Raw genomic sequence first — 12530 nt, 5'->3', positions numbered from 1 at the left:
AAATTCTAGTTCATACTTACATGAAAAACAAACACAAAACGGGGGTAACAAAAATGAAAAAATCACTATTGTCTGTGATTTCCCTGTTGCTAGTAATGACATTATTTTTAGCAGCATGTGGAGGTAATGATTCTAAATCCGGTGAGGAAAAAGAATCTGCAGAAAAGACAACTGAACCACAACAAGGTGGTAAAGTAACATATGCGTTAGGTTCAGAATTCCAAGGTTTATTAGAATGGGCATTTTATGAAGAAGCAACTGATTCAGAAATTCTTCAATTCTTCAATGAATCATTAATTCAAACTGACGACAACTTAAACTACATCCCAGGAATTGCAAGCTGGGTAACAGAAGACAACCAACACTATACTTTCACTTTCAAAGAAGGTGTAAAATGGCATAACGGTGAAGAACTTACTGTTAATGACTGGGTATTTGCATTAGAAACAATTGCACACCCTGAATATACAGGTCCTCGTTATGTAAACGTAAAGGACATTGTTGGTGCTCCTGAATTCCACGATGGAAAAGCAGAGAGTATTTCTGGTATTAAAGTAATTGATGATTACAATATTGAGATCACTTTTGACAAAGCACGTGTTAACAACTTAGAAAATCTATGGACTTATGCAATGCCTGAAAAGCATTTTGAAGGTGTAGCAGTTAAAGACATGGCGTCTTCACCACAAGTGCGTCAAAATCCAGTAGGACTTGGACCTTTCAAAGTGAAGAACATTGTTCAAGGTGAATCTGTGGAAATGGAACGCTTTGATGATTATTACCAAGGCAAACCAAACCTTGACACTGTAGTTGTAAAAGTAATTGACGCAGCATTAACTTCAGGTGTAATGCAATCTGGTGAAGTAGATGTAATGTCAGTTCACGCTTCAAACTACGAGCAAGTTGCGGCATTAGACAATGTTAATCTAGAAAAAGTATTAGGACTGTCTTATTCTTACATCGGATTTAAATTCGGTCACTGGGATGCAGAAAAAGAAGAAAACGTTATGGATAATGAAAAATTCCAAAACTTACAATTACGTCAAGCATTAGTACATGCACTTAACCGTGAAGAATGGATTAAAGGGTTCTTTAATGGCCTAGGTGAAGTAGTGGACACTCCAGTACCAAGTGCGCACTGGATTGCAGCTGACAAAGAAGAGTTAACTCACTATGAGTATGATCCAGAAAAAGCAAAAACATTATTAGATGAAGCTGGTTACAAAGATGTTGACGGTGACGGCTTTAGAGAAGATCCTAATGGAGAACAATTCTCTATTCAATTTGCTCACTATGCAGGAAGCAATCCAACATTTGAACCACGTGCGAAGTATATTGTTCAAGCATGGAATGAAGTTGGAATTAAAACAGAATTTGCAAAAGGTGCTTTAATCGATGGAACTCTTTATTATGATATGTTAGAAAAAGACGATAAAGATATGGAAGTTCACTTCGGTACTTGGGGAACTGGTACGGACCCAGATCCATCTGGATTATGGGGAAGAGATGCAATTTGGAACTTCACTCGTTGGACAGATGATAAGAACGACCAATTGCTAGAAGATGCACTTGATGTTTCAATCGTTGGTTCTGATCAAGAAAAACGCAAAGAGCTTTATGTTGAATGGCAACAATTATGGAACGAACAATTACCTATTATTCCAATCGTAGAATACTATGACCTATGGGGCATGAACAAACGTGTTCAAGGTGTTAACGTTTCTGCAGCTGGATTAAGTGATTTCCATAAGTGGTATGTAACTGACGGAAAATAATATGTGATAATTCTATCAGTGGGCGATTCGCCCACTGATACTATCTTTTAAGTAATACTAGATAAGGAGAATCGGCCATGTTAAAGTTTGCTCTTCGAAGAATACTCGGTATGATTCCAGTTTTGCTCCTTATCTCCATCGTTGTGTTTACTTTGGCGAAACTAATGCCAGGGGACTCACTAAGCGGAGAAATTGATCCAACAAACACGGATCCTCAATATATTGAGGAAATGAGGGAAAAACTTGGCTATAACGACCCTATTCATATTCAGTATTTTCGTTGGATATCAGATTTCGTACAAGGAGAATTTGGTACATCTTCACGCTATAAAATGCCCGTTATCGACGTAATTGCAGAACGTCTTCCAAATACCCTTCTTTTAGGTGTGGCTGCACTCATTATTACGTATATTTTAGCATTCTTCATGGGTATGTATTCCGGAAGAAAACCATATACGGTAGGTGACCATGTAATTAGCGGAGGGAATTATTTTGCATTAGCGATTCCTTCATTTGTTGCGGCAATTGTAGCAATCTATGTATTCTCATTCCAATTGGGATGGTTCCCATCAGGTGGGTCTTCAGAGGTTGGATTAATGGAAGGAACATTTGAATTTTATATGAGTCGTTTACATCATGTTCTTTTACCTGCTCTTGTGCTTGGTGCTTTTAGTACAGCATCTTACACCCAATTTTTACGGAACGATGTAATTGAAAACAGCCGTAAGGACTTCGTAAGAACGGCACGTGCAAAAGGCACAAAGGAATCTACCATCTATAACAAACACATTTTACGTAATTCAATCATTCCCCTTGTAACTTTTTTTGGCTTTGATTTAGCTGCGTTAATTGGTGGAGCGATTATTACAGAAACGATATTTACCTATCCTGGTATAGGAAGTCTATTCTTAAACTCTGTAAGTCAACGTGATTATACAGTTTTAATGTCTTTAACTATGCTTTTATCTACTCTAACACTTGTAGGGAATTTAATTGCAGATATCTTGTACGGTATCGTAGATCCGCGAATTCGTTTAGATTAGGAGGAATGGTTTTATGGAAACAGCAACAAATACTAGCTTACAAGCAAACATAAAGCCTCGTAAAAGTCTATCTCCATGGGCCATTGCTCGGAAAAAATTTGTAAAGAACAAGCTTGCGATGGTGAGTTTAATCTTTTTAATCTTTGTTGCAATTATTTCTTTTTTAGCTCCATATATAACAACGGCAGATGTAACAAAGGTTGATATCGGAAAGATGAACGTATCTCCATCTAGCGAACATTGGCTTGGTACGGACAATGCAGGACGTGATGTATTTACACGTCTTTTATACGGTGGACGAATTTCCTTAACAGTTGGGATTGCTTGTACGATTTTAATTGTTTCCTTTGGTACATTTATTGGATCAGTAGCAGGATATTTTGGTGGGAAAATAGATAATATGTTAATGCGTTTTACAGATTTTGTTCTGAATTTCCCATTCATCGTATTTGTTATTGTAATCAATACCATTTTAATTGGAAAAGTATCAGGGGTTTGGGTCCTTATTGGTGTAATTAGTCTATTAAGTTGGGGTGGCGTTGCTCGTATCGTTAGAAGTAAGGTTCTTGCTGAAAAAGAAAATGAATATATTTTAGCAGCGCAATCGATTGGTTGTTCTTCGGCGAAAATTATTGTAAAGCATTTATTACCGAACGTTTTTTCAACTATTATTGTTCAAGCAACTCTTTTATTTGCTGGTATGATTGTTGCTGAAACAGGACTAAGCTTTTTAGGTTTCGGTATCCCGCAAGATGTTCCGAGTTGGGGGAATATGCTTTCAGTAGCTAACCAGCCAGATGTACTTCAAAATAAAACATGGATATGGATTCCGCCTGCATTGGCAATAACATTAACAATTTTATCGATTAATTTTATAGGTGAAGGTTTGAAGGATGCGTTAAATCCTAAATCAAATCGTTAGCTAGATCTATCACAAAATGTGATGGATCTTTTTTTTATATTCATATTTCACTAATGCAACGCTTTTTAGCACTAAAGAATTATATTAATAAAACAAAATCTCCTATTTTCTTGAAAGCTGTATTTTGGATATTACTTTTAAAAAACCAATAATATCAATAGTTACACTAAAAAATAATAAAAATAATAAAAATTATCTTGCAATTTTGACATAGTTTTAATAGAATTTTAAGTAGATTAAGAGAATAATCACTTTTCAGTTATAAATGTATATTTACTTATTTTTAAAAATTGACTTGTATTTGTAATCTTTCTGTAATAAAATTTAGTTGATTCTTTTGTCAGATAATTTTTATATATTTGACACTTCAAAGCTTTAGTGTGGTAAAATAAGAGATTACTAGAATTTTTTAGTTGATATTTCACTAAAGATATTATATTTTGAATAATGAGTGAACTTGTTTTTTAGTTCCGGTAAGGAAGGTGAACTGTTTTATGGCTACGTTACTAGAAGTGAAAAATCTAAAAACCTACTTCTACAAAAAGAAAACTGTAATACCTGCCGTAGATGGCGTTGATTTGAAAATAAATAAAGGTGAAACCCTAGCTATTGTGGGTGAATCTGGATCTGGTAAAAGTATTACATCACTTTCAATTATGAAGTTAGTTCCAAGCCCAGCTGGGAAAATTGTCGAAGGTGAAATCATTCTAGATGGTAGGAACCTGGTTGATTTATCTGAAGCTGAAATGTGTAAGGTTCGTGGGAATGATATTTCAATGATATTCCAAGAACCAATGACATCTCTTAACCCAGTACTAACAGTTGGTGAACAAATTACAGAAGTACTAATGTATCACCAAAAAATGACGAAAGCTGAAAGTACAAAAAAGGCAATTGAAATGTTGGAATTAGTTGGTTTCTCAAGGGCAGCAGAATTAATAAATGATTATCCACATCGCCTATCAGGTGGTATGCGTCAAAGGGTCATGATAGCGATTGCAATGAGTTGTAATCCGAAGCTTCTAATAGCGGATGAGCCTACAACAGCACTTGACGTGACAATACAAGCGCAAATTCTTGACTTAATGAAGGACTTAAGTCACAAATTTGATACTTCAATTCTACTAATCACTCACGATTTGGGTGTTGTCTCAGAAGTAGCAGATAAGATCGTTGTTATGTATGGGGGCCAAGTTGTTGAACAATCACCAGTAGATGATCTGTTTGATGAACCGCTTCACCCTTATACTGTTGGACTTATGAACTCTATTCCTGCTATCGAAGGGGAGATAGAACGCCTTCAATCGATTGAAGGGAATGTACCGTCACCGGAAAATATGCCAAAAGGATGCAGATTTGCTCCACGCTGTTCTAAAGCATTTGACCGCTGTTTTGCCGAAGCGCCTCAGCTTAAACAAATGGGTAAAGAACGAGCAGTTCGCTGTTTCTTATATGACGACGAGGGGGCCAAAGCATGATTTCAACAAACGTAGAAAATAAGGTTGATTCCTCACAAGAAAATAGTGAAATCATCCTTGAACTTCAAGATGTAAAAAAATACTTTCCGATCAAAGCTGGACTATTACAACGAAATGTTGGAAATGTCAAAGCGGTCGATGGAATAAGCTTGCAGATTAAAAAAGGTGAAACAATTGGACTAGTTGGAGAGTCAGGTTGTGGGAAATCGACAACTGGTAGAACAATTATCCGGTTGTATGAACCAACTGATGGGAAGATCATCTTTAAGGGGAAAGACATTACACATATGTCTGAAAGTGAGTTAAGAAAGTCCGTACGAAGAGATATTCAAATGGTTTTCCAAGATCCGTTTGCTACCCTTAATCCAAGAAAGACTTTACGTTCTATTATCAAAGAACCGTTAATCACTCATAATTTATATACCGCAAAAGAGCGGGAAGAAAAAGTAAAAGAATTAATGGAAACTGTTGGATTGAATTCTTCATTCATTAACAGGTATCCGCATGAGTTCTCAGGAGGACAACGCCAAAGAATTGGGATTGCAAGAGCGCTCGCTTTGAACCCTGAATTGATAATCGCAGATGAACCTGTATCAGCACTTGACGTGTCAATTCAAGCACAAGTAATTAACTTAATGGAAGACCTTCAAGAAGAATTTGGTTTAACTTATATCTTTATCTCGCATGATTTAAGTGTAGTAAGACATATAAGTGATAGAGTGGGAGTTATGTATCTTGGTAAGATGATGGAATTAGCGAATAAAGAAGATTTATATGCTGAACCACTTCATCCATATACACAAGCATTATTATCTGCAGTTCCTGTTCCTAAAAAATCAGGAACAATTAAAAGGGAACGTATTGTATTAAAAGGGGAACTTCCAAGCCCTTCAAATCCACCAAGCGGTTGTGTATTCCACACAAGGTGTCCAGCAGCAACAGATATTTGTCGCCAGTTGGTGCCAGAATTTAAAGAAGTTAAACAAGGGCATTTTGTTGCATGTCACCTTTACGAGTAAAAGTGACGGCACAGAATATATATAGATTCTTTGAAGGGAGGAGATGCCACCTAAAGGGATCAATTTAAGTAGTAAAAACTAAAAATTCTAACAAAATGATAGGGGGAAACAAACGTGAAGTTAAGAAAAAGCTTATGGCTATTTTTAGTCCTAACACTTGTAATGTCACTTTTCTTGGCAGCTTGTAGCGGTGGCGGCGAAAAAGCTGGCACTGACACGCCAAAAGAAGAAGAACCAGCTAAAGAAGAACCAGCAAAAGAAGAACCAAGCAATGAGCCAGTTGATGGTGGAGATTTAGTTGTTGGATCTGCTGGTAGCCCAACATTATTCAACCCATATTTCTCAACTGATACAGCTTCAAGTGATATTGAAGGATTCATTTACAATGGATTAGTAACAGTTAACTTAGATTTAGAAGTAACAAATGACCTAGCTGAAGAAATCACTCCTTCAGAAGATGGTTTAGAGTACACTGTAAAACTTAAACAAGGTGTTAAATTCCATGATGGAGAAGAAATGACAGCTGATGATGTTGTATTTTCTTACATGTTAATGAAAAACCCAGACGTAGTTTCTGAGCGTAAATCAAACTTTGAAAGCATGGAAAAAGTAGAAAAAATCGACGATTACACTGTTAAATTTACTTTAAACAAAGTAGACGTAACTTTCTACCCAACAACTTTGAGCTATTCTGTACTACCTGAACATATCTTAAAAGATATTCCAGCTGGTGAATTACACGAAGCTGAGTTCAACACTAAAAACCCAATCGGTACTGGTCCATTCAAATTTGTTGAGTGGAAAGATGGAGAGTATGTAAAAGTTGAAGCATTTGATGACTATTTCGATGGTCGTCCACACTTAGATTCAATCACTACACGTTATGTGGCTGATGCTAACGCACTAGTTGCTGCATTACAAGCTGGTGAAATCGACATGTACAACGCAGTTCCTGGAACTGAAGTTGACACAGTTAAAACTATCGAAGGTACTAAAGTTGAAAATGGTTTAGCATTATCTTATACATTCTTAGGTTTCAACCAAAAAGATGAAAGATTCAAAGATAAGAAAGTTCGTCAAGCATTTACACATGCTGTAAATAAAGAAGCAATTGTTGAAAGCATTATGAATGGTGCTGGTCAACCAGCTACTGCTCCTGACAGCCCATTAATGTGGACTTACAATGACGATGTACCACAATTTGAGTATGATTTAGAAAAAGCAAAAGCATTACTTAAAGAAGCTGGATGGGAAGATACGAACGGAAACGGTATCGTAGATAAAGATGGTAAAGAAATGTCATTCTCTATCAAAACGAACCAAGGTAACAAAATCCGTGAAGATATCGCTGTAGTATTACAACAACAATTTAAAGAAATTGGTGTAGAAGCGAAACCTGAAATCGTTGAATGGTCTGCATTCATCGAGCAAATCTCTGCTCCAAACTGGGAGTACGAAGCTATGATTCTTGGTTGGGCATTATCAACATTCCCTGACCAATATGATATCTTCCACTCTTCACAAGCTGCAGAAGGCTTAAACATGACATGGTATAGTAATCCAGAAGCAGACAAGTTAATGGAAGAAGCAAGACAAACTACTGACATTGAGAAATACAAAGAGATTCACAAAGATCTATACAATATTCTTGTAGAAGATCAAGCTTACACATTCTTGTATTACCCTGAAGAATTCCGTGCTATGCCGGAAGAATTACAAGGTTATGAGTTCCATTCAAGAAACCCATTCTATAATGCTCATAAATGGTGGTTACAAGCTTCAAACTAATATGAGTTAATTAAATTGATAGTTGAAGAGGGAAGGGTAGTTTCCCTTCCTTCTTTCTTTTGAAACCGAAAACTCCTGGATATACGTATCTAGATAAAAACATAGACGAATTTATTAAATTATGAAGGAGAAATAGCTATGGTATCTTATATCATCCGACGAACATTAATGGCTATTCCCCTATTATTAGGAATTACCATCATTTCATTTGCAATTATGCATATGGCACCTGGTGACCCAACAGCACTATTGATGGATCCTAATATTAGTAAAGCAGATAGAGAAATAGTTATGCAGAAATATGGATTTGATCAACCGGTCCATGTACAGTATTTCAAGTGGTTAGGAAATATGCTTCAAGGCGACTTTGGAGATTCTGTTATTAATAAGGGTAGAGACGTTTCCGAATTGATTTGGAATCGATTGCCGAACACCCTCTTGTTGATGGGGGTATCTACGATTTTAGCAATTGTTATTGCAGTCCCATTTGGAGTAATTTCTGCAGTACGTCCATATTCTAAAATCGATTATACGGTTACTGTATCCTCATTTTTAGGACTTGCTGTACCAAATTTCTGGTTCGGACTAATTTTAATTATGGTTTTCTCTGTTCATCTCGGCTGGTTCCCTGCTTCTGGTACTCAAACTCTAAATGCTCCGTTTAGCATTTGGGATCGTATTCACCATTTGATCTTACCAGCGTTTGTTTTAGCTACTGCAGATATGGCGAGTTTAACTCGATATACTCGTTCAAGTATGATTGAGGTTGTTAACCAAGACTATATGAGAACTGCAAGAGCAAAAGGCTTTAAAGAAAGAAAAGTTATTGCAAAACATGGATTACGAAATGGTCTAATTCCGGTAATAACGATTTTTGGAATTATGATACCAAGTTTCATCGGTGGTTCCGTTATTGTTGAATCCGTATTTGGTTGGCCAGGTCTTGGTAAATTATTTGTTGATTCAGCTTTCCAACGTGACTATCCAATTGTTATGGCAATAACTGTAATTTCCTCCGTATTAGTAGTAGTAGGAAATCTTATAGCCGATATCTTATACGCTATCTTTGATCCGAGAATTGAATACTAGAAGGGGGGAAGAAGGATGGCACAACCTAATTTAGCATCAGGAAACGAAATAGAACTCCAAGGTTTAAATTCAAAGGCTGACACTTTAACGAAAATAATGATTCGTAAGTTCTTTAAAAATAAACTTGCAGTTATAGGTGCAGTGCTTTTAATTCTTATTATCTTATCAGCAATATTTGCACCTTTATTAACGCCACATGATCCAGACAAACAGGATTTGTTAAAAAGACTAGTAAACCCTAGTAAGGAACATCTACTAGGTACAGATACATTTGGACGAGATCTCTTAACTCGATTATTGTATGGTGGAAGAATCTCATTACTAGTTGGCTTTGCTTCAGTTGCTGGGGCAATTACGATTGGAACAGCATTAGGTGCAATTGCTGGATATTTTGGTGGTATTGTGGATGCAATGATCATGAGATTTGTAGACATCATGCTCTCCATTCCACAAATCTTCTTGTTAATTACACTTGTAACAATTTTCAACCCAGGTGTCGATAAGTTAATTCTTATTTTTGCACTTACAGGGTGGACGACCACTGCCAGATTGGTACGAGGTGAGTTTTTATCATTACGAGGTCGTGAATTTGTTTTAGCATCGAAAACAATTGGAACTAGAAGCTTTACGATTATCTTCAGGGAAATTCTACCTAACGCAATGGGTCCAATCATTGTTGCGGCAACATTAAATGTTGGTGGAGTTATTTTAGCTGAGTCTGCACTTAGTTACCTTGGATTAGGTATTATGCCACCAACACCAAGTTGGGGGAATATGCTACAAGGTGCACAAAGTATTACAATCATGCTTAATCAGTGGTGGGTACCAACTGCTCCAGGCTTAATGATTTTAATTACAGTATTATGTTTTAACTTTGTGGGTGACGGCTTACGTGATGCCCTTGATCCAAAAATTAATGAGTAAAAAGCCAAGATGCCATCTTGGCTTTTTCTTTTTGAATTAAAACTATGTACTAGTGTTATTGTCATGTTTTGAGAGCTTGTACCATAGATTGTAATAAGAATCTTGGAACAAGCAGGTGATTGGTTTGATAACCCATTATTTCCCAATCGAAGTCGTTAGGTATACGGGTGGGTAGAGCATTTTTATTTTTAGTTGGATTTGGACTGGCTGTTAGCGGTGGAATTACTACAATTGCATATTTAAATTTAACAACGACAGGATTCACCTTTATTGAATTTCTACTATTTATTAGTAAGAGAATCGAGTGTTATTTAATCGTAGTCGGTTTAGCAATGGTTTGGATAAGTATTTATTTTCCTTTTGTATCCTCAAAAAAGGATTGATTTTTGCATGTATTTTCTAACAATACATGAATATTTTGGAATAAAACTTTCTCCTTCTGCCTATACTGTTGACAAACAGCTTTGAAGTGAGGGGTAAAAAATGTTGTTTCTTCATGATATTTGGGTAAATTGGTTTGAAGGTGAAGAAAATGGTTACAACGTTTGTCACTTCCATGAATGGCGCAAGGAAGATAGTGTTGAACTGTTAGACCAGGTACCTTTGCTAAAAATTGAGTCACCTTTGTTTAACTACATTGAGAATGATTTAATGGAACTACCACAACAACTACTTATGGATGTTTACCAAAAAGCGTATGTTCGTAAAAATCATGAACGAATTCAGCAAGATTATTGCTTCGTTGTGACAGATGGTCAAGGGATTATCGCAGTAGACACAATAGGTTATAATATCCCAATTCGAAAAAGTCGATTAATTCCTCGACAGGAACAACTCGTTTATGAGATGGTGAATGGCCATGAAGCAATTCCTTATACCTTTGATAGTAAGGATATCATAAAGGATAAGGAACATCACATTTTATCTCCATCGCCATTTGAAATGGCGGGTCTAACCCGAAAGGAAAGACAGTTAAAGCAGCTATTATTTATGGCGTTAGATCAGTTAGCATCAACGAAAAATGTGGCAGAGATAAGGTATTGGTATACGGAGTGGAATCCTTCGAAATACCAAGAAATTCAAGAAATGCAATTTGAAGAAGTTTGGCAAAACCTCTATGAAGAAACGAGAAACGGTTGGACAAGCAAACATGTACAACTATGTGAAAACTTGATTAAAGGTCAACCATTTTTTGAAAAACTTTGGGAAATTGAACATGAATCAAAAGTGTAAATGAAAAAGGATTTGTTCTTTAACAAATCCTTTTTTCTTTTGGTTCAGATATCAAAAAACTGGAAGTTATTGTCGATAACTAATTTTTATGGCCATTAAAAAACTTTTATTGCCGATAATCTGTATTTATGGCCAATAACTCGATTTAATGGCCGATAGCTCAAAATTTGAAAAGCTTCTTCGTTATTTTCTCTTTCTTCCAAGTCCCATGGCATTTTCCATCTTTTTTACGGTTTTACTTGCAACTCTATTGGCTTTTTCAGCACCAGAATCAAGGATTTCGTCCAATTTTGGTGAGTTGAAGATTTCATTGTATCGTTCTTGTATTGGGCGAATCTCGCTTAATACGACATCTGCAAGGTCTGCTTTGAATTCTCCATAACCTTTTCCTTCATATAATGCTTCGATTTCCTCAATGGTTTTATTGCTGAAATTTGAATAGATAGTAAGCAAATTAGAAATACCAGGTTTATTTTCCTTATCAAATTTTACAATACCCTCTGAATCTGTTACAGCACTTTTTATTTTCTTTTCAATTTGTTTTGGGTCATCAAGTAGGGCAATATATGCTTTTGGATTTGGATCAGATTTACTCATTTTCTTAGTTGGATCCTGTAAGGACATAATTCTTGCGCCTTCTTTTGGAATTCTTGCTTCAGGTATTGTAAAGATTTCACGATACTTTTTGTTGAATCTTTCTGCCAGGTCTCGTGTGAGTTCAATATGTTGCTTTTGGTCTTCACCTACTGGAACAAGGTCTGCATTATAAAGAAGAATGTCTCCAGCCATTAGCGGTGGATATGTTAATAAACCAGCCACAACAGCTTCTTTTCCTTGGGACTTATCTTTAAATTGAGTCATTCTTTCGAGTTCACCTATATAAGAAACACATTGTAACATCCAACCTGCTTGAGCATGTGCTGGAACCTCTGACTGTATGAATAATGTTGCTTTTTCCGGATCAAGTCCAATTGCAAGATAAAGTGCTGCTAAGCTCTTGATGTTCTTTCGTAATTCTTGAGCGTCTTGTGGAACAGTAATCGCATGTTGGTCAACAATACAATAGAAGCAATTATATTCATTTTGCAATTCAATAAATTGTTTCATTGCCCCAATGTAGTTACCTAATGTTACTGAACCACTTGGTTGAATACCTGAAAAAATAGTTTGCATGTTATTTCTCTCCTTTAAATAACCGGTATAAAGTATGAGTAGTATAAGGCAAAATAAAAAACCATCCATCCCTAACAAATTAATGT

At 36.1% G+C, this 12530-nt stretch carries 11 protein-coding genes and 1 other annotated feature (1 of these 12 only partly in view); of the genes, 10 read left to right on the top strand and 1 reads right to left on the bottom strand.

What is annotated here, in order from left to right; all coding sequences use genetic code 11:
* The first annotated feature begins 53 nt into the window (after positions 1 to 53).
* The 10 genes from opp4A (at position 54) to CKK03_RS09205 (ending at position 11271) form a co-directional block, all read left to right on the top strand.
* Positions 54 to 1775, top strand: coding sequence for an oligopeptide ABC transporter substrate-binding protein (opp4A, locus tag CKK03_RS09250; protein WP_099362310.1), 1722 nt, complete (start codon positions 54 to 56; stop codon positions 1773 to 1775).
* A gap of 77 nt (positions 1776 to 1852) precedes the next feature.
* The gene (opp4B, locus tag CKK03_RS09245) at positions 1853 to 2818 is read left to right on the top strand and encodes an oligopeptide ABC transporter permease (protein WP_099362309.1); all 966 of its coding nucleotides are present in this window, start codon (positions 1853 to 1855) and stop codon (positions 2816 to 2818) included.
* A 13-nt stretch (positions 2819 to 2831) separates the two neighbouring features.
* On the top strand, positions 2832 to 3740 hold the full coding sequence (gene opp4C / locus CKK03_RS09240; RefSeq protein ID WP_099362308.1) for an oligopeptide ABC transporter permease: 909 nt from the start codon (positions 2832 to 2834) through the stop codon (positions 3738 to 3740).
* A 494-nt stretch (positions 3741 to 4234) separates the two neighbouring features.
* Positions 4235 to 5218, top strand: a complete 984-nt coding sequence (locus tag CKK03_RS09235) for an ABC transporter ATP-binding protein (protein ID WP_099362307.1) — start codon at positions 4235 to 4237, stop codon at positions 5216 to 5218.
* Positions 5215 to 6237, top strand: coding sequence for an ABC transporter ATP-binding protein (locus tag CKK03_RS09230; RefSeq protein WP_099362306.1), 1023 nt, complete (start codon positions 5215 to 5217; stop codon positions 6235 to 6237). The genes CKK03_RS09235 and CKK03_RS09230 overlap by 4 nt, the downstream gene beginning before the upstream one ends.
* A gap of 114 nt (positions 6238 to 6351) precedes the next feature.
* Positions 6352 to 8025 (top strand): peptide-binding protein, encoded by a 1674-nt coding sequence (locus CKK03_RS09225; protein ID WP_099362305.1) that lies wholly within the window; start codon positions 6352 to 6354, stop codon positions 8023 to 8025.
* 138 nt (positions 8026 to 8163) lie between these two features.
* On the top strand, positions 8164 to 9114 hold the full coding sequence (locus tag CKK03_RS09220; RefSeq protein ID WP_099362304.1) for an ABC transporter permease: 951 nt from the start codon (positions 8164 to 8166) through the stop codon (positions 9112 to 9114).
* 15 nt (positions 9115 to 9129) lie between these two features.
* Entirely contained in the window at positions 9130 to 10038 is a 909-nt protein-coding gene (opp4C, locus tag CKK03_RS09215) for an oligopeptide ABC transporter permease (RefSeq protein ID WP_099362303.1), read from the top strand.
* A 167-nt stretch (positions 10039 to 10205) separates the two neighbouring features.
* Positions 10206 to 10421, top strand: a complete 216-nt coding sequence (locus CKK03_RS09210; RefSeq protein WP_099362302.1) for a YuzI family membrane protein — start codon at positions 10206 to 10208, stop codon at positions 10419 to 10421.
* Between the two features lie 100 nt (positions 10422 to 10521).
* A complete protein-coding gene (locus CKK03_RS09205; protein WP_099362301.1) occupies positions 10522 to 11271 on the top strand; it encodes a YjbA family protein in 750 nt (249 codons plus the stop codon).
* Positions 11272 to 11454: 183 nt separating this feature from the next.
* On the opposite strand, the gene trpS is transcribed toward CKK03_RS09205, so the two are convergent.
* The gene (trpS, locus tag CKK03_RS09200) at positions 11455 to 12444 is read right to left on the bottom strand and encodes a tryptophan--tRNA ligase (protein ID WP_099362300.1); all 990 of its coding nucleotides are present in this window, start codon (positions 12442 to 12444) and stop codon (positions 11455 to 11457) included.
* A gap of 84 nt (positions 12445 to 12528) precedes the next feature.
* Positions 12529 to 12530, bottom strand: a binding site (T-box leader) (it continues 237 nt past the right edge of the window).

The organism is Fredinandcohnia onubensis (assembly GCF_002734215.1).
GTDB lineage: Bacteria > Bacillota > Bacilli > Bacillales > Bacillaceae_L > Ferdinandcohnia > Ferdinandcohnia onubensis.
The sequence above is the reverse complement of the archived record's forward strand: the minus strand, read 5'-3'. Positions and strand labels throughout refer to the sequence as shown.